This window comes from Geodermatophilus sp. URMC 64 (assembly GCF_053502555.1).
In genome coordinates this window covers 5,177,604-5,194,718 of record NZ_CP199955.1, presented here as the reverse complement: position 1 = coordinate 5,194,718, position 17,115 = coordinate 5,177,604, and the positions used below count along the sequence as shown (strand labels likewise).

The window sequence follows — 17,115 nt, the reverse complement described above, 5'->3', positions numbered from 1 at the left end:
CGCTAGCTGACGGCGGCGCCGCCCGCGAGCAGCAGGACGACGTCGAGCACGGTCAGCAGCATCACCGCCGGAAAGGCCAGGCGGCGCCAGCGCGCCGTACCGGCCAGCGCCGCGAGGACGACGGCGGGCAGGGCCAGGACCAACCCGGCCCAGCCCGCCGTCGTCGGCGTTCCGGGCGGCCCCAGCACCAGCAGCAGGGACGCCGTCCCCAGCAGGACCGCCCCCAGCACGGCGGAGGCGGTCGCGCCCAGCCGGTGCGGCAGCCCGCGGACCCCCGTGGCCAGGTCGTCCTCCAGATCGGGGGCGACGTTGGCCAGATGGGCCGCGCCGCCGAGCGCCGCGCCCGCGCCGACCAGCCACCAGGGCGCGACCGGCGTCCCCGGCGCCGCGGCGACCACGCCCGCCGGGAGGGCGCCGAACCCGACGAGGTACGGCACGCCCGACAGCGCGGTGCGCTTCAGCCCGGCGTTGTAGGCCCAGCCGCTGGCCACCAGCAGCAGCAGGAGGAGCCCGGGGACGAGACCGAGCAGGAGCGACAGGACGACGGCGAGCGCGAGCCCGCCGAGCGCCCACGAACGCAGCAGCCGGGGGCTCACCGCCCCCTGGACGACCGGCTTGTCGGCCCGGGAGACGGCCCGGTCGCGGTCGGCGTCGAGCCAGTCGTTGCTCCACCCGATGGACGCCTGACCTGCGAGGACGGCGAGGCAGAGCAGGACGGTGCGCCCCGGTCCGACCCCCGCGGCGACCGCCAGGAGCGTGGCGACGAGGGTCACCGCGGCGGCCGGTCCGGCGTGCGTCGCGAGCACCAGGCCGCGCGCCGTCGCCAGGGGTCCCGGCCGCCCGGCAGGCACATCGACCACGCCGTGTCAACCCCTCTCGACCAGTTGATGTGCCTTCTGACCTGCAGATTTACGGCCGCAGGCCGATCCGCCCGACAGTCTTCCGTGATAGTCTGGAGGCAGCGAAAGGGGTCACACACACATGGGCTTCACTGTCGGCGAGACCGTCGTCTACCCGCACCACGGTGCGGCGCTCATCGAGGCGATCGAGAAGCGCGTCATCAAGGGCGAAGAGAAGGCCTACCTCGTGCTGAAGGTCGCCCAGGGCGACCTGACCGTGCGCGTGCCGGCCGACAATGCAGAGATCGTCGGCGTGCGTGACGTCGTCGGTCAGGAGGGGCTGAACCGGGTCTTCGAGGTGCTGCGCGCCCCGCACACCGAGGAGCCGACCAACTGGTCGCGCCGCTACAAGGCCAACCTCGAGAAGCTCGCCTCCGGTGACGTGAACAAGGTCGCCGAGGTCGTCCGTGACCTGTGGCGCCGGGACAAGGACCGCGGTCTGTCCGCCGGCGAGAAGCGCATGCTCTCCAAGGCCCGCCAGATCCTGGTCAGCGAGCTCGCGCTCGCCGAGGGCACCAACGAGGACAAGGCCGAGGTCCTGCTCGACGAGGTCCTCGCCAGCTGAGCTCGCCCGGCGAGCTCGCACCGCACCTCCCGACCACTCCCGTGCACGCTGTCGGCATCGTCGCAGCGGCCGGGAGTGGTCTGCGTCTGGGGGCCGATCGCCCCAAGGCGCTCGTCCCGCTGACCGGCCGCGCCCTGGTGTGCTGGGCCGTCGACACCCTGCGCGGCGGCGGGGTCGACGACGTCGTGGTGGCGGTGCCGGCCGACGAGCAGGCCGCCTTCGCGACCGTCCTGCCGACCGACGTCCGGCTCGTCGGCGGCGGGAGCACCCGGACCGCCTCGGTGCGCGCCGCGCTGGCCGCGGCGGGGGAGCGCGCCGACGCCGTCCTGGTCCACGACGCCGCCCGGCCGCTCACGCCGCCCGACGTCGTGGCCCGCGTGCTGGCCGCGCTGGCCGGCGGGGCCCGGGCGGTCGTCCCGGTGCTGCCGGTCGTGGACACCACCGTCGTCGTGGACGGCGACGGCCTGATCACCGACGCCGTCCCCCGGGCGCCGCTGCGCCGCGTGCAGACCCCCCAGGGGTTCGACCGAACCACCCTGGTGGCTGCCTACGCCGCGCTCGCCGACGACGCCGAGCTCACCGACGACGCCGCCGTCGTGCGCGCCGCCGGCGTGCCGGTGCACACCGTGGAGGGCGACGAGCGCGCGGCCAAGGTCACCGTGCCGCACGACCTGGCGCTGGCCGAACTGCAGGCGCGCAGGTGACCGAGCTCCCGCGGGTGGGGCTGGGCACGGACGTCCACCCGATCGAGGCCGGCCGCCGGTGCTTCCTCGCGGGGCTGGAGTGGCCCGGCGCCGACGGCTGCGCCGGCCACTCCGACGGCGACGTCGCCGCGCACGCGCTGACCGACGCCGTGCTCTCCGCCGCGGGGCTGGGCGACATCGGGGGCCTGCTCGGCACCGACGACCCCCGCTGGGCCGGCGCCTCCGGCGTCGCCGTCCTCGAGCACGTCCGGGAGACCCTCGCCGCGGCGGGCTGGCGGGTCGGCAACGCGGCCGTGCAGCTGATCGCGCCGACGCCGAAGGTGGGTCCGCGGCGGGCCGAGGCGGAGGCGGCCCTGTCGGCCGCGCTGGGGGCGCCGGTCAGCGTGAGCGCCACGACCACCGACGGGCTCGGGCTCACCGGCCGCGGCGAGGGGCGGGCCGCGGTGGCGACCGCGCTGGTGGTCAGGACGGCGTCCGTAGACTCCGAGCGGTGAGCCTCCGCCTGTACGACACGGCCGCGCGTGCCGTGCGCGACTTCACGCCCCTGCGTGCAGGGCGGGCCTCCATGTACGTGTGCGGGCTCACCGTCCAGGGGCCGCCCCACGTGGGCCACGTCCGCTCGGCGCTCGTCTTCGACGTGCTGCGCCGGTGGCTGGAGCAGGGGCACGGCCTCGACGTCACGCTGGTGCGCAACGTCACGGACATCGACGACAAGATCCTCGCGAAGGCCGGCGAGCACGGCGTGCCGTGGTGGGCGTGGGCGTACGAGAACGAGCGCGCCTCCACCCGGGCCTACGACGTCCTCGGGGTGCGGCCGCCGACCTACGAGCCCCGCGCGACCGGCCACGTGCCCGACATGATCGAGCTGATGCAGCGGCTGATCGACGCCGGGCACGCCTACGCCGTCGACGGCGACGTCTACTTCGACGTCCGCTCGTTCCCCGAGTACGGGGCGCTGACCGGCCAGCGGCTGGCGGACCTGCAGCCGGCCGCCGACACCGACACCGACGAGCGCAAGCGGGACCCGCGCGACTTCGCGCTGTGGAAGCGGCACAAGGACGGCGAGCCGGACACGGCCTCCTGGGCGACTCCGTGGGGCCGCGGCCGGCCCGGCTGGCACCTGGAGTGCTCGGCGATGGCCGAGCGCTACCTGGGTCCGGAGTTCGACGTGCACGGCGGCGGTCTGGACCTGCGCTTCCCGCACCACGAGAACGAGCAGGCGCAGTCGCGCGCGGCCGGCGACGGGTTCGCCCGGTACTGGCTGCACAACGGCTGGGTCACCCTCGGCGGCGAGAAGATGAGCAAGTCCCTGGGCAACACCGCCCTGATCGACGAGGTGGTCAAGCGGGTGCGCCCGGTGGAGCTGCGGTACTACCTGGTCGCCCCGCACTACCGGTCGATGGTCGAGTTCACCGACGAGGCCCTCGCCGAGGCCGCGGCCGGCTACCAGCGGATCGAGTCGTTCGTGAAGCGGGCCGTCGAACGGGTCGGGGAGGACGCCGGCAAGGCGGTCCTCTGCACCGAGTTCGTCGAGGCCATGGACGACGACCTGGGCACGCCGGCCGCCGTCGCCGCGATCCACGAGACCGTGCGCGCCGGCAACACCGCTCTCGCAGCCGGCGACGATGCCCTCGTCGCCGGGGCGCTGGGGTCGGTGCGGGCGATGCTCGCCGTCCTCGGGCTGGACCCGCTCGACCCGCAGTGGGCGGGCGGTGCCGACGAGAAGCTCGCCGGGGTGACGAACGGGCTGGTCGCCCTGGCGCTCGAGCAGCGCCAGGCGGCCCGGGCCCGCAAGGACTTCGTCGCCGCCGACGCGATCCGCGACCAGCTCGCCGCCCTGGGCGTTCTCGTCGAGGACACCCCGCAGGGGCCGCGCTGGGAGCTGGCCCGCTGATGGCCGGCAACAGCCAGCGCCGCGGGGCGCGCAGCGGCACGGGCAAGAAGGGCGCCACCGCCGGAACCGGCGGCAAGGGGCGCCGGGCGCTGGCCGGTCGCGGGGCGACGCCGCCGGCCGAGATGCGCCCCGGCCACCCCGCGCAGCGCCGGGCGGCTGCCGACGCCCGGCAGCGGGCCGACCGGGCCCGCCAGCGCCAGCGCGCCGAGGAGGCCCCCGAGCTGCTCCTGGGCCGCAACCCGGTGGTGGAGGCGCTGCGGGCGCAGATCCCGGCGACCGCGCTGTACGTGGTGACCGGGGAGACCACGCGCGGCGGCACCGACGAGCGGATCACCGAGGCGCTGCACCTGGCCGCCGACCGCGGGCTGCCGCTGCTCGAGGTGGGCAAGGCGGAGTTCGACCGGATGTCCGGCGGCGCCCTGCACCAGGGCATCGGCCTGCAGGTCCCGCCCTACCAGTACGCGCACCCCGACGACCTGCTCGCCGCCGCGCACGACTCCGGCCGGCCGCCGCTCATCGTGGCGATGGACGGCGTCACCGATCCGCGCAACCTCGGCGCCGTGGTGCGCTCGTCAGCCGCGTTCGACGCGCACGGCGTCGTCGTGCCGCAGCGCCGGGCGGTCGGCATGACCGCTTCGGCCTGGCGGACCAGCGCCGGCGCCGCCGCCCGGCTCCCGGTCGCGCGGGCGGTGAACCTGGCCCGGGCACTGGCCGGCTACCAGGACGCCGGGCTGATGACCGTGGGCCTGGCCGGCGACGGGGACGTCGAGCTGCACGAGTACGACGGCTTCGCCGATCCCGTGGCACTGGTCGTGGGCGCGGAGGGAGCGGGGCTGTCCCGGCTGGTGCGCGAGCGCTGCGACGTCGTCGTCCGGATCCCGATCTCGCGCGACACCGAGTCGCTGAACGTCAGCGTCGCCGCCGGCATCGCTCTGTACCAGGCAGCCGCCGCCCGCCGCTGAACTCGCGCGCGGTTCAGCCGGCCCGGGCGACCGCGGAGACCTCGACCAGGAACGGCGGCACCAGGCCGCAGGAGATCGTGGTGCGGATCGGCATCGGCGGGGTGAAGTACTCGCTGTAGATGCCGTTGAACTCGTCCCAGCGGCCCATGTCGGTGAGATAGCACCGGGTCTCGTACACGCGCTCCGCCGAGGTGCCGGCGGCCTCCAGCACCGCGACGAGGTTGTCCATCGTGGCCCGCACCTGGGTCCGGAAGTCGGTCAGCGAGCTCGGGCGGCCGGACGTGTAGTCGATGCCGACGATGCCCGCCGTCCGAACCGTGTCCCCGACGCGGACGGCGAGCGAGTAGGGGAACAGGCCGGGCAGCATCCCGGGGACGTCGGTGTGCACGGGCGAGGTCATGCGCGCGACCGTAGAGCGTCCGTCCCCCGGGAGCTCCGCGGTCCCGCGGCGAGGGGTCAGCCGATCAGCTGGGCGACGGTGTAGATCAGCAGGCCGGCGAGGCCGCCGACGACGGTGCCGTTGACGCGGATCCACTGCAGGTCCCGGCCGACCTGCAGCTCGATCCGCCGGCTGGTCTCGTCGGTGTCCCACCGCTGGACCGTCGTCCCCACCAGGTCGGCGACGTCGCCGGAGAAGCGCTCCACGAGGTAGCCCGCGACGGTGTGCGCGTGCCGCTGCACGAGCTCCCGGAGGGTGGGTTCGGTCTGCAGGTTGTGCGCCAGCTCGCGGATCATCCCGGTCATCCGGGCGCGCAGCTCGGAGTCCGGGTCGGCGGCCGCGGCGAGGACGGCGTTCTTCGCGTTGCTCCACAGCGAGCCCGACCAGTGGCGGACGGCGGGGTGCTCGAGCAGCTCCTTCTTGACCTCCTCCACGCGCCCGGCGGTCGAGGGATCGGTGCGCAGGGCGTGGATGTAGACCCGCAGCCGGGCGTCGTAGGCGCGGCGCAGCTCGTGCTGGGGGTCGGCGCCGACCTCCTCGAGGAACTGCTGGACGCCGGTGAAGACCTTGGTGAAGAGCCGCTCGTCCACCCAGTCGGGCACCCAGGCGGGGGAGGCGTCGCCGAGCTGGGCGCGGAAGACGACGCGGTTCTCCTCCAGGAAGCGGGCCAGGCCGCGCAGCGCGACCGACAGGACCTCCTGGTGCCGGTCGCCGTCGACCACCAGCTCCAGCGCGCGGGCGACGATCGGCGCGGCCGGGGTGCCGTGCAGCTTGCGGTCGACCAGCGCGGCCACGGCCGGCTGCAGCTCCTCGTCGCGCAGCAGGCCGGTGAACGCCGTGAGCACCGCCGAGGCGTCGCCGGCCAGCCGCTCGGCGCGGCCCGGCGCGGCGAGGAAGTCGCCCAACCGGCCGGGGACGTCGACCGTGGTCAGCTTGTCCTCGACGACCGCGCGGGTGAGGAAATTCTCCTGGACGAAGGTGCCCAGGCTGGCCCCGATCTGGTCCTTCTTGCGCGGGATGATCGCGGTGTGCGGGATCGGCAGCCCCATCGGGTGCCGGAACAGGGCCGTGACGGCGAACCAGTCGGCCAGCGCGCCGACCATCGAGGCTTCGGCCGTGGCCCGGACGTAGCCGACCCACGCCCCGGCGTCGGAGCCGATCAGCACGCAGGCGAGGAAGACGGCCGCGGCGAACAGGAACAGGCCGGTGGCCAGCCGCTTCATGCGGGCGAGGTCGCGGGCGCGCTGCGGGTCGTCGAGGGAGCCCGCCAGGGGCGCGAGCGATCGGGGAGCCGGCACCTTCCCGAGCGTAGGCACCGCGGCTGTGGGCTGCTGGGACGCACGGCGGCCCCGGCACCGCGGGGGTCGGTGCCGGGGCCGCCGGTCGGGACGACGCAGCCGGATCAGCTGGTCGAGGTGCCGAGGGTGACGTCCACCGTCGTGGTGTCGCTGCCGCGGCGGACGGTGAGCGTCACCTTCTCGCCGGGAGGGGCGCTGCGGACGGCGGCGGTGAGCTCGGTCGACGTCGTCACCGGCCGGTCGTCGACCGCGGTGATGACGTCACCGGCCCGCAGCCCGGCGTCGGCCGCCGCGCTGCCCGCCTGCACCTGCACCACCTCGGCGCCCGTGCCGACCTCGGTGTTCTGCCCGTCGGTCGCGGTCTGCGCGCTGACCCCGAGGACGGCGTGGTTGGCCGAGCCGGTCTTGATGATCTCCGTCGCGATCCGCTTCGCGGTGTTGCTGGGGATCGCGAAGCCGACGCCGATGTTGCCGCTCTGCGTGGACTGCTGGCCCGGCAGGTCGGAGGAGGCGACCGAGGCGATCGCCGTGTTGATGCCGATCACCTCGCCCGCGGCGTTGACCAGCGCGCCGCCGGAGTTGCCGGGGTTGATCGCCGCGTCGGTCTGGATCGCGTCGATCACCGTGGCGTCGCTCTGGGTGGAGCCGGTCTGCACGGCGCGGTTGGTGGCGCTGACGATGCCGTCGGTGACGGTGTTCTCCAGGCCCAGCGGCGCGCCGATGGCGACGGCGAGGTCGCCGACCTGCACCTTGCCGGAGTCGGCGAAGGTGGCCGGGGTCAGGCCGCTGGCGCCGTCCAGCTTGACGACGGCGAGGTCGCTGGACGGGTCGGTGCCGACGACGGTGGCGTCGTAGAGCGTGCCGTCGGCGGTGCGCACCTGGATGTCGGCGTTCGACGCCTCGCCCTCCAGCGTGACCACGTGGTTGTTGGTCAGCACGTAGCCGTCGTCGGTCAGGACGACGCCGGAGCCGCTGCCCGCGGCCGACGACCCCGTGACGTAGATGGTCACCACGCTGGGCGCGGCCTTGGCGGCCGCCGCGGTGACGGACGTCGCCGAGTTCGGGTCCTTGATGACCACGCTCTGCGCGGCGGCGGCCGACGAGGCCGGGCTGCCCGGCTGGTCGACCAGGGCCACGACGCCGGCTCCCGCGCCGCCGCCGATGACCGCACCGGCGACCAGGCCGGCGATGCCGATCCGCAGCCGCCCGGAGCGACGGACCGGCGGCGGCACGGAGCCGCCCGGCGGGACCGCGCCCTGGTAGGCGGGCGCGCCGAAGACCTGGCCGGTCGGCGGACGGACCTGCTGGTGCGCCTGCGGCGGCAGCCACACGCCCGGCTGCGCCGGGGCGCTCGGGTGCTCGCTCGCCTGGTGCGCGGCCGGCTGCTGGGCAGCCGGCTGGGGGGCGGCCGGCTGCCCGTACGCCGGCTGCGCCGGGGTCGCCCCGGCCGGGGTGGTCCGCGGGTCCTGCCCGGACGCGTCCGGGTGTCCGTGCTCGGTCACTGCTCCAGTCCTCCCTCTGCCCGGCCGTCCGGCCGAACGTTCTGCACCGACTGTCGGCGCGAGGGCTGATCTGGTGCTGGGCGGAACCTGTGAGTCGTCTGGACGCCGCTCAGGTCCCGGTGGTCGCCTCCTCCGGGGCGCTGTCCGCGGCGCGGCCCGCGGCCGGCACGAGGGCCATCGGCGAGGTGCAGTGGCGCAGCAGCCAGCGGTGCAGTCCGTCGAGCCCACGGTGGAACCGGCCGCCGTGCCCCGTGCTCAGGACCATGAGCGGCGTCGGGCAGGCCGCGCCCAGCAGGTCCACGGCCGGTGCGCCCGGCATCGACACCTGCCGCACCTCCACGTCGCCGAGCCGGTCGGCCCAGGCGTCGTCCGCCTCCTCCGGGCGGCGGGTCTGGAGCAGCGACAGCGGCACCCCGCCGCGCCGGGCGGCGGCCGCGGCGAAGGTGGCGACCGCCTCGTCCTCCGCGGGGTCCCCCAGCCCGAGGACGGCGACCACGGGGCGGCCGCCCGAGGCGTCGGGCCGCGACCGCGGGACGACGACGACCGGCTGCGGCGAGCGCGCCGCCACCCGCTGCGCGACCGGGGCCATCACCAGCTCGTCGGCCGCGCCGGTGGTGCTGATGCCGAGGACCAGCAGCTGCCCGGCGGCCGTGGCCTTGAGCAGCGCGGCGATCGCGTCGCCGGGGACGACCTCCGTCGCGGCGGTCAGCCCCGGCGCCGCGTGCAGGGCCGCCGTGTAGGCGGCGGCGGTGATGCGCCGGGCGTGCGGCAGCTCGGGCGGGGGCGCGCCGGGGGATGCCGGCTCCCCGAGGTAGTCGGCCGCGTGGATGATCCGCAGCGGTGCTCCGCGTGCGGCGGCCTCGCGGGCCGCCCAGCGCACCGCCGAGATCGCGACCTCGCTGCCGTCCACCCCGACGACGACGTCGCGGACGGGTGGACCACCGGCGTCCCGGTCGACCGGGGCGGATGAGGTCGAGGTCGTCACAGGGCACCTCCGCACGACAGCACGGCCGGCGCCGGAGCGGCGTCGGCTTCCGGGGAGAAGCCTGCTCGCCGGCACCGTCCGAGGGAAGAGCACACTGCGAGTGCAAGCCGCATGCGGTCTGGGTAGTGCCGGAATCGAGCGCGGGAGCGACCCCCCGGACGGGACCCGGACGGCGGTGTGAGCGACCGTGGATCATCCGTGTCCGGCCTGCTCGCAGGAGGCTGCCCGTGCCCATCCGCGGTCCGTTCGCCCGGCTCCTTCTCGGTGCCGGCGTCCTCTGCGCCGTCGTCCTCGCGCTCGCCGGGGGTGTGGTCCTGGGCGCGTCGGGGGTGATCGCCGTCGTCCTCGCCGGTGCCGTCGCGGCCTGCCTGGCCGCCGGGCTGGCCCGCGAGACGACGGGGCCGGAGCGGACGCCGCCGCTCGAGGCCGCGGTGCGCGCGGGGGCGTGGACGGTGGGCGCGCTGATGGTCGTGGCCGGGACCGCGGCCGTCGGCGGCGGCATGGCCGCCGTCCTGGTGGGCGCCGCGGGGGCGGTCGGCGCCCTGCTCGTGTGGCTGCTGCGCGGCTCGCGCACGGTGCGGCCCGCCGCCGACCGCACCGCGCCGGCGGACCCGAGCGGCCCGGCCTTGCCGCCGCGGCCGGTGGCGACCTGGCTCGGGCACGGCACTCCGGTGGGGCCGGCGGGGCGCCCCGACGCGGGCGGCGCCGCCCGGCTGACCGCGCCGGTGTCCGACCTGCCCACCGCCGCGCTGGGCCGGGAGTGGGTGCGCACGACGGCCGCGCTGGCCGGCTGGCTCGAGCCCGCCGCGCGGGAGTCCCTGGTGCGCCGTCGGCAGGAGGCGCTGGACGAGCTCGAGCGGCGCGACCCGGAGGGTTTCGCGAGCTGGCTCGCCGACGGCCCGCAGCCGGGCAGCGACCCGGCCGAGTACGTGCGCGGCAATGCCGCTGGGGGTCAGACCGGCTGAGCGCTGCCCGAGGCGCCGTCGAATGGGGTGGGGGCAGGCCCCCAGTGAGGGGGTGTGCGCTCCCGGAACGGGTTCCTAGCGTGGGCGCCGGAGCCGGCTGGTCCAGGACGCCGGGCACCCCTCGCCGCACGGATCGCGGCGGGCCTGCGGACGGAGCCGGCGTCGATGGTGGCACGCAACGAGCTGGCGGCGTTCCGTCGCCGGCTGGCCGTCGGCGTCACGATCGCCGCCCTGCTCGCCGTCGCGCGCGGAGGAGCCGATGCCTCCGTCGGACAGGCCGAGCCGACGTTGCCCGCCGATGCCCCTGCGCGGGCCACGGGCGCGGCGCCGAGCACCGAGCCGTTCCCTGCGGGGACACCGGAGCCGGCCGCCGTCCCCGCGGAATCCTCGGCGGCGGGATCGTCGGCCGCGAGCACGGGCGCGAGCACGAGCGCGGCCGTCTCCCCGCTGGCCGCGAGCGGCATCCCGTCGGTCGCGCTCGCGGCCTACCAGCGCGCCGCCGACGCCGCCCCCGCGTCGTGCCACGTCGCCTGGTCGCTGGTGGCCGCCATCGGGCGCGTGGAGTCCAACCACGGGCGGTTCGCCGGCGCAGAGCTGCGCACCGACGGGCGCTCGACGCCGCCGGTCATCGGGATCGCCCTGGACGGCGTCGGCACCGCGCTCATCCGCGACACCGACGGCGGCCGGCTCGACGGTGACACGGTCTACGACCGCGCCGTCGGCCCGATGCAGTTCATCCCCTCCACGTGGTCCTCCTACGGCCGGGACGGCGACGGCGACGGGCAGCGCGACCCGTTCGACATCGACGACGCGGCCGCGGCGACGGCGGCCTACCTCTGCGCCGCCGGCGGCGACCTCTCCTCGGTGGGCGGGCAGACGCGCGCCGTGCTGGCCTACAACCACTCCGACAGCTACGTGGCGACGGTCCTGACCCTCGCCGCCACCTACGCGGGCACGGCGCCGCCGGTCATCCCGACGACGGTCGAGCCGCCTGACCCGGCCCTGCCGCCGGCCAACCCCGGGCCACCGCCGGCCGCGGCCGAGGAGGTGCCCGCGGCGGCCGGTGCGCCGGCTCCGCTCCCGCCCGCTCCGGCGCCCTCGCCCACCACACCGGCTCCCACGACGCCGGCCCCCGCGACCCCTGCTCCGGCGACTCCGGCTCCGCCGAGCAGCCCACCGCCGACCACTCAACCGACGACGCCGCCACCGACCACACCGCCGCCACCGACGACGCCGCCTCCCAGCACGCCGCCACCGAGCACCCCGCCGCCGTCCGACCCTCCGGCGTCGCTCCCGGCGACCGAGCCTCCACCCGCCACGCCGGCGACGGATTCCGCGTCGACGACGGCGGCCACGACCTCGGAGGAGCTCGTGACACCTGCGGCGCCGCAGGGCTGACGGGCACGCCGGAATCCCTGCGCGCGTCCTGCGGTTCCCGCAGTACCGCGCGGAGCCGCCGTCCGGTCCGCTCCTCGTGGTCGCCGTCGAACGGTGGACCGGCTGGGCGGGCACGACCTGACGAGAGGACAGCAGGGTGGACATCGGCATCGGCATCCCGAACACCGTCCGGGGCACCACGGGCCCGCAGCTGCTCGAGTGGGCGCGGCGAGCGGAGGCCGCCGGCTTCTCGAGCATGGGCTCGATCGGGCGGGTCGCGTATCCGGGCTTCGAGGAGCTGACCGTCTTCGCCGCCGCCGGGGCGGTGACCGAGCGGATCAGGTTCCTCACCGACGTGCTCCTGGCACCGACACGCAGCACCGCGGAGCTCGCCAAGCAGGCCGCCTCGGTGCAGGAGCTGACCGGCGGCCGGCTGACGCTGGGCCTGGCCGTCGGCGCCCGGGAGGACGACTACCGCCTGACCGGACGCGACTTCGGCGGCCGCGGGCGGCTGTTCGACCAGCAGCTGGCCGACCTGCGGCGGGCCTTCGCCGGGGAGGCGCTCCTGGAGGACTCACGGCCGGTGGTGCCGGACGCGCTGACCGGGGGAGTGCCGATCCTGATCGGCGGGACGTCGGACGCCGCGATCCGCCGCACCGTCGAGTTCGGCGTCGGGTGGACGGCGGGTGGCGCGCCGCCGCAGCTGCTCCCGCCGTTCCTGGAGCGTCTCCGCGCCGCCTGGCGCGACGCCGGCCGCGAGGGCGCGCCGCGGATCGTGGCGCTGAACTACTTCTCCCTCGGCGACACCGAGGAGCAGTCGAGGGTCTACCTGCACGACTACTACGGCATCCTCGGGCGCGAGACCGCGGAGATGATCGCGAGCTCGGCGCACCGGTCACCCGAGGCGATCAGGGACATCATCGCCGCGTTCGAGGAGGTCGGGGTGGACGAGCTCATCCTCGACCCGACCGTCAGCGACCCGTCGCAGGTGGACCTGCTCGCCGAGGCCGCCCTGCGCTAGCCGGCGCGGCGGAGTCGTCCCGTGCGGTGTCCCTAGACTTGTCCTCGGGGCCAGTCCTCACGTACCGCCGGCGTGGCGCAATTGGTAGCGCACTCGACTTGTAATCGAGCGGTTAGGGGTTCGAGTCCCCTCGTCGGCTCTCCTTCGAGGTTTCCGCCGGTCGCCGGGCGTGCCAGGCTCGCAGGCGCTCCGCTGCCGCCCGGCGGCGGGCACGCGAGGAGGCGACCCGTGACCGACCACGTGTACCGGCTCAGCGAGATCGTGGGCAGCAGCCGGACCAGCATCGACGACGCGATCAAGAACGCGATCACCAAGGCCTCGCAGACGGTCCGCAACATCGACTGGTTCGAGGTCAAGGAGGTCCGCGGCCAGGTCGCCGACGGCGCGGTCGCCTACTTCCAGGTCACGCTGAAGATCGGTTTCCGGGTCGAGGACTAGTCGAAGCTGCCCGCGCCGTCCTGCCGGTAGGGCGCATGCCGCTCGATGCGCTCCCGCTCGGCCCGCTCCTCGCGCACGCGGGCGGCCGTGCCGGTCTCGTACCCGGCCTTGGCGACGCGGTGCTCGGTGGTCTCGGTCATGAACGCCAGCGAGAAGAGCAGGCCGAGGATCAGCCCGCCGAAGGCCGCGCTGAGCCGGTAGGCCATCGGCACCGGGACGGCGACCACGCAGATCACCATCAGCGGCAGGAGCTGCACCACGGCGCGCGCGATGTGCCGCAGCCACCAGGTGCGGGCGGTCGTGTCGAAGAGCACCCAGGGCGCCAGCTCGCGCGGGAGCCCGCCGCCGAAGGCGTACCAGATCCACTGCAGCGGGTTGGGTCGCCGTCCGTGCCGGGTGCGCACAGCACGACGGTAGGCCTGTTCCGCCGTCCCCGGATCGGGTGCACACGCGTTGCCGGGAGCCGGGTCCGGGGCCACACTGCGCAGCACGTGGGGAGGAGGTTCCCGTGCAGATCAGCCAGGTACTGCGCCGCAAGGGCCACGACGTGGCCACCGTCGACGCGGGCGAGAGCGTGCGCTCGGCGCTCGCCCTGCTCGCCGGGCACGGCATCGGCGCGCTGGTCGTCTCCGCCGACGGCGAGCACATCGACGGCATCCTCAGCGAGCGCGACATCGCCCGCGGCCTGCACGAGCGCGGGGCGGGGCTGCTCGCCGAGCCGGTGTCGAGCGTGATGACGGCCGAGGTGCACACCTGCCCGCCGACCGCGAGCGTGCACGACCTCGCCCAGACCATGACCGACCACCGGGTCCGCCACGTGCCGGTCGTCGACGGCGGCCGGCTGGTCGGCATCGTGTCCATCGGGGACGTCGTCAAGGCCCGGCTGGACGAGCTCGAGGCCGAGCGCGCCTCGCTCGTCGACTACATCCAGCACCCCTGAGAAAGGACCCCGTCCTCCCCACCCTTCGCACGCTCAGGGCGGGCCCCTGGACGGGGCCGCAGTAGCGTGGGGGCGTGGACGAGCGCCGGACCGGAGTCGCCGCCGGCATCACCGCCTACGCCCTCTGGGGCGTGTTCCCGCTGTACTTCCCGCTCCTCGAGCCGGCCGGCGGCGTCGAGATCGTGGCGCACCGGGTGCTCTGGTCGCTGCTGTTCATCTCGGTGCTGCTCACCGCCGTCCGCCGCTGGGCGCACGTGCGCGCCGCCGTCCGGGACCGCCGCACGCTGCTCGTCCTGGGCGGCGCCGCGGCGCTCATCGCGGTCAACTGGCTCGTCTTCGTCTACGGCGTCAACTCGGGGCACGTCGTCGAGACCTCGCTCGGCTACTTCATCAACCCGCTGGTCAGCGTGCTGCTCGGCGTCGTCGTGTTCTCCGAGCGGCTGCGGCCCCTGCAGTGGACGGCGGTCGGCATCGCCGCGGTCGCCGTCGTCGTGCTCACCGTCGACTACGGCCGGCCGCCCTGGATCGCCCTCACCCTGGCGGCGACCTTCGGCCTGTACGGCCTGATGAAGAAGCTGGTGAAGGTCGAGGCGGCGCCCGGCCTGTTCGTCGAGACCGCGATCGTCGCCCTCCCGTCGGCGGTCGTCGTCGGCGTGCTGGAGACCTCCGGCGACGGGACGGCGGTCAGCGCGGGAGCGGGGCACTTCCTGCTGCTGATGAGCTCCGGCGTCGCGACGGCCGTCCCGCTGCTGCTGTTCGCCGCCGCCACGAGGCGCATCCCGCTGTCGACGGTGGGGCTGCTGCAGTACCTGACCCCGCTCATGCAGCTGGCGATCGGCGTGTTCATCCGCCACGAGCCGATGCCTCCGGCTCGCCTGGCCGGGTTCGTGATCGTGTGGGTGGCGCTGGGCGTGTTCACCGTCGACAGCCTGCGCGCCGCCCGGGCCGCGGGCCGTCGCCCGGCCGAACCCGTGCCCGCCGCCGTCTGAACGCCGGCACGCCGTCCCGGGTCGAAAGTGTCGGCCCCTCGGCCTACCGTCGTGCCATCCGCACCGCCCCCGTCGGGGCGGTGGACGCCGGTCAGGAGACAGCACCCATGAACACCGACCCGGCCCCCGTGGTCTCCCCGCCACGGGTCGAGGGTCCAGGGGAGACGACCCCAGCGCCCGCGGGCCTGAGCCGCCGCGAGCACGAGATGCTCACCTTCGAGCGGCAGTGGTGGCGCTCGGCGGGAGCCAAGGAGACGGCGATCCGCGAGCAGTTCGGCGTGACGCCCACCCGCTACTACCAGGTCCTCAACGCCCTGGTCGACCGACCCGCCGCGCTCGCGGCCGATCCCTTGCTCGTCCGACGCCTCCGGAGGCTGCGCAGCGCCCGGCGACGCGGACGTTCACCGGAGATCCTGGGCAACGGCGGTCCGGCCGTTTAGATTTGCTCACCGTGGGCAGGCACGCCGCGCCAGGCAGTGACGGACGACCGGACCGGGAGAGCGCTCCCGAGCCGGGCCGTCGCCGTACCGACGCACCGGGCAGCCGCCGGCGCCCGCCCGCGGATGCCGAGCTGAGCGACCACCCGACCACGCCGGGACGGCGCCGGGCGGACCGTCGCCGTGAGCTCGGGGACGACTCCGCCCGCCTGCCGAGCGTGCCCCGGCCCGACGTCCGCCAGCCCGACATGCCGGCGCCGGTCAGCCGTCGGCCCCCGGTGCCGCCGGCGGCGCCGCGACGGGTGGCCCCGCGCACCACGGTCGCCCCCTTCCCGGTGGCCGCCCCCGAGGCGCAGCCGGACAAGTACTCGCCCGAGCGGCTGGCCGAGACCCCGCTGCCCGGTTCACCGCCGTCCGGGCTGCCGCTCGCCGACCAGGCCCGGCCGGCGCCCTCCTCCGCCCGGACGCCGGCGCCGTCCCTGCCCGAGGGGCACCCCTCGGCGCCGGTTCCCGAGCGGCCCGTCTCCCGGCGGGTCCAGCCGCAGGCCGACCCGTACTCCGGCCCGCCGACCCAGGCGGAGCCCGCCCCGGTCCGTGCCCGCGACGAGGAGCGCTCCGCTCCCTGGTCGACCGGTCCGGCCGGCGTCCGCGCGCAGCCCCGTCCGGCATCGGCGGCGCTGGCCGCCGGGCTCCCCGCCGGCGTGCGCCCGGGGCAGGGCAGCGCCCACCCGTCCGGCCCCGCCTACGGCGACTGGACGCGGCCCAGCCGGTCCACCCCCGAGCGCGCCGAGGAGCGCATCGCTCCGCCGCCGGCCACGACGGCGATCCCCGAGCGGGAGATCTCCCGCGGCCGGCAGGGCGCCCAGGTGGACGAGGACGACTACGACTACGCCTACGACGGCTACGACGACGCGGCCGACGGGGACTACGCCGGCGAGGCGTACACCGGCGAGGACTACTACGACGAGCCGGTCCGCGGCCGCTCGTCGGGCGCGATCACCGACGCCGGCCCGCTGACCGACCCGGGCACCGGCCCGTCCACCCAGGTCCGCGGCGGCCGGGCGGCCGACCGCGCGGCGCGCCAGGCCGTCGACGTCGAGCGCCGCAAGGAGCTCAAGCGCCAGGGCGAGACCCTGACCGCGCGCGACTACCTCGACGGCAAGGACGATGCCGGCGGCCGGGGGGCGCCCAAGCGCCTGGTGATGGCCCTCGTGGCCGTCGCCGTGGTCGCGCTCGGCGTCCTCGGCGTCTACTCCTTCACCTCGCCGAAGACGCAGGAGGCCGCGTCGGGCGGGGCGGCGGGCACCAGCGCCGCGGCGCCGCCCAGCGGGGTCGCCGACGCCACGCTGCCGCCGCTGGACGTGGAGCCCGCGCCGGTCGAGCAGGCCCCGGCGACGCCGGTGCGCGTCCCGGTGACCGTGCTCAACGCGACCGACGTCACCGGCCTGGCCGGGCGGATCGCCGAGCAGTTCCAGGGCGGCGGCTGGGAGACCCCCGCGACCGGCGGCTACACCGGCGGGGACGTGCCCGTCACCACGGTGTTCTTCACCGAGGGCGACGAGACGCAGCGCCAGGCCGCGGAGCAGCTGGTCGAGCAGTTCCCGCAGATCACCGGCGGGCCCACGCCGCGCTTCTTCGAGGTGCCCGATCAGCCCACGCCCGGCCTGGTCGTCGTCGTGGCCGGAGACTGGCAGCCCTGA

19 protein-coding genes and 1 tRNA gene are annotated in these 17,115 nt (G+C 75.9%); 14 read left to right on the top strand and 6 right to left on the bottom strand.

Going from position 1 to position 17,115, the window contains the following annotated elements; genetic code table 11:
* Positions 1-2: 2 nt before the first annotated feature.
* Positions 3-860, bottom strand: coding sequence for a UbiA family prenyltransferase (locus ACWIYF_RS25430; protein ID WP_448625605.1), 858 nt, complete (start codon positions 858-860; stop codon positions 3-5).
* Between the two features lie 121 nt (positions 861-981).
* On the opposite strand from ACWIYF_RS25430, the gene ACWIYF_RS25425 reads away from it, so the two are divergent.
* From ACWIYF_RS25425 to rlmB, 5 genes are read left to right on the top strand one after another with little or no spacing between them, the layout of a single operon-like run.
* Positions 982-1,464 (top strand): CarD family transcriptional regulator, encoded by a 483-nt coding sequence (locus ACWIYF_RS25425; protein ID WP_097206868.1) that lies wholly within the window; start codon positions 982-984, stop codon positions 1,462-1,464.
* A 41-nt stretch (positions 1,465-1,505) separates the two neighbouring features.
* On the top strand, positions 1,506-2,168 hold the full coding sequence (gene ispD / locus ACWIYF_RS25420) for a 2-C-methyl-D-erythritol 4-phosphate cytidylyltransferase (protein ID WP_448625604.1): 663 nt from the start codon (positions 1,506-1,508) through the stop codon (positions 2,166-2,168).
* The gene (ispF, locus tag ACWIYF_RS25415; RefSeq protein ID WP_448625603.1) at positions 2,165-2,662 is read left to right on the top strand and encodes a 2-C-methyl-D-erythritol 2,4-cyclodiphosphate synthase; all 498 of its coding nucleotides are present in this window, start codon (positions 2,165-2,167) and stop codon (positions 2,660-2,662) included. Before ispD ends, ispF begins: the two co-directional genes overlap by 4 nt.
* A complete protein-coding gene (gene cysS, locus ACWIYF_RS25410; RefSeq protein WP_448625602.1) occupies positions 2,659-4,062 on the top strand; it encodes a cysteine--tRNA ligase in 1,404 nt (467 codons plus the stop codon). The genes ispF and cysS overlap by 4 nt, the downstream gene beginning before the upstream one ends.
* Positions 4,062-5,024, top strand: coding sequence for a 23S rRNA (guanosine(2251)-2'-O)-methyltransferase RlmB (gene rlmB, locus ACWIYF_RS25405; protein ID WP_448625601.1), 963 nt, complete (start codon positions 4,062-4,064; stop codon positions 5,022-5,024). Before cysS ends, rlmB begins: the two co-directional genes overlap by 1 nt.
* A gap of 13 nt (positions 5,025-5,037) precedes the next feature.
* Here rlmB and ACWIYF_RS25400 read toward each other — a convergent pair whose 3' ends face one another.
* From ACWIYF_RS25400 to ACWIYF_RS25385, 4 genes are all read right to left on the bottom strand, one after another.
* The gene (locus tag ACWIYF_RS25400) at positions 5,038-5,424 is read right to left on the bottom strand and encodes a RidA family protein (RefSeq protein ID WP_448625600.1); all 387 of its coding nucleotides are present in this window, start codon (positions 5,422-5,424) and stop codon (positions 5,038-5,040) included.
* A 56-nt stretch (positions 5,425-5,480) separates the two neighbouring features.
* On the bottom strand, positions 5,481-6,761 hold the full coding sequence (locus ACWIYF_RS25395; protein WP_448625599.1) for a DUF445 domain-containing protein: 1,281 nt from the start codon (positions 6,759-6,761) through the stop codon (positions 5,481-5,483).
* A gap of 104 nt (positions 6,762-6,865) precedes the next feature.
* Complete coding sequence (locus tag ACWIYF_RS25390; RefSeq protein ID WP_448625598.1) at positions 6,866-8,263, bottom strand: S1C family serine protease; 1,398 nt, start codon at positions 8,261-8,263, stop codon at positions 6,866-6,868.
* A 109-nt stretch (positions 8,264-8,372) separates the two neighbouring features.
* Complete coding sequence (locus ACWIYF_RS25385; protein WP_448625597.1) at positions 8,373-9,248, bottom strand: universal stress protein; 876 nt, start codon at positions 9,246-9,248, stop codon at positions 8,373-8,375.
* A gap of 227 nt (positions 9,249-9,475) precedes the next feature.
* On the opposite strand from ACWIYF_RS25385, the gene ACWIYF_RS25380 reads away from it, so the two are divergent.
* The 5 genes from ACWIYF_RS25380 to ACWIYF_RS25360 all read left to right on the top strand — a co-directional run bounded on the left by ACWIYF_RS25380 (position 9,476) and on the right by ACWIYF_RS25360 (position 13,049).
* Positions 9,476-10,213 (top strand): hypothetical protein, encoded by a 738-nt coding sequence (locus ACWIYF_RS25380; RefSeq protein ID WP_448625596.1) that lies wholly within the window; start codon positions 9,476-9,478, stop codon positions 10,211-10,213.
* 165 nt (positions 10,214-10,378) lie between these two features.
* On the top strand, positions 10,379-11,611 hold the full coding sequence (locus ACWIYF_RS25375) for a lytic transglycosylase domain-containing protein (protein WP_448625595.1): 1,233 nt from the start codon (positions 10,379-10,381) through the stop codon (positions 11,609-11,611).
* A gap of 136 nt (positions 11,612-11,747) precedes the next feature.
* A complete protein-coding gene (locus ACWIYF_RS25370) occupies positions 11,748-12,611 on the top strand; it encodes an LLM class flavin-dependent oxidoreductase (protein ID WP_448625594.1) in 864 nt (287 codons plus the stop codon).
* A gap of 66 nt (positions 12,612-12,677) precedes the next feature.
* Positions 12,678-12,750, top strand: a tRNA-Thr gene (locus ACWIYF_RS25365).
* 89 nt (positions 12,751-12,839) lie between these two features.
* Positions 12,840-13,049, top strand: a complete 210-nt coding sequence (locus ACWIYF_RS25360; protein WP_448625593.1) for a dodecin — start codon at positions 12,840-12,842, stop codon at positions 13,047-13,049.
* Here the strand turns inward: ACWIYF_RS25360 and ACWIYF_RS25355 are convergent.
* Entirely contained in the window at positions 13,046-13,453 is a 408-nt protein-coding gene (locus ACWIYF_RS25355; RefSeq protein WP_448625592.1) for a DUF5313 family protein, read from the bottom strand. The genes ACWIYF_RS25360 and ACWIYF_RS25355 overlap by 4 nt on opposite strands.
* Before the next feature lie 104 nt (positions 13,454-13,557).
* Between ACWIYF_RS25355 and ACWIYF_RS25350 the strand changes: the two genes are divergently transcribed.
* The 4 genes from ACWIYF_RS25350 (at position 13,558) to ACWIYF_RS25335 (ending at position 17,115) form a co-directional block, all read left to right on the top strand.
* Positions 13,558-13,989, top strand: a complete 432-nt coding sequence (locus ACWIYF_RS25350; RefSeq protein WP_448625591.1) for a CBS domain-containing protein — start codon at positions 13,558-13,560, stop codon at positions 13,987-13,989.
* 74 nt (positions 13,990-14,063) lie between these two features.
* Positions 14,064-14,978 carry an EamA family transporter RarD gene (rarD, locus tag ACWIYF_RS25345; protein ID WP_448625590.1) on the top strand — a complete coding sequence of 305 codons (915 nt, stop codon included), beginning with the start codon at positions 14,064-14,066 and terminating at the stop codon, positions 14,976-14,978.
* A 107-nt stretch (positions 14,979-15,085) separates the two neighbouring features.
* Positions 15,086-15,418, top strand: a complete 333-nt coding sequence (locus ACWIYF_RS25340; RefSeq protein WP_448625589.1) for a DUF3263 domain-containing protein — start codon at positions 15,086-15,088, stop codon at positions 15,416-15,418.
* Between the two features lie 215 nt (positions 15,419-15,633).
* The gene (locus ACWIYF_RS25335) at positions 15,634-17,115 is read left to right on the top strand and encodes a LytR C-terminal domain-containing protein (RefSeq protein WP_448625588.1); all 1,482 of its coding nucleotides are present in this window, start codon (positions 15,634-15,636) and stop codon (positions 17,113-17,115) included.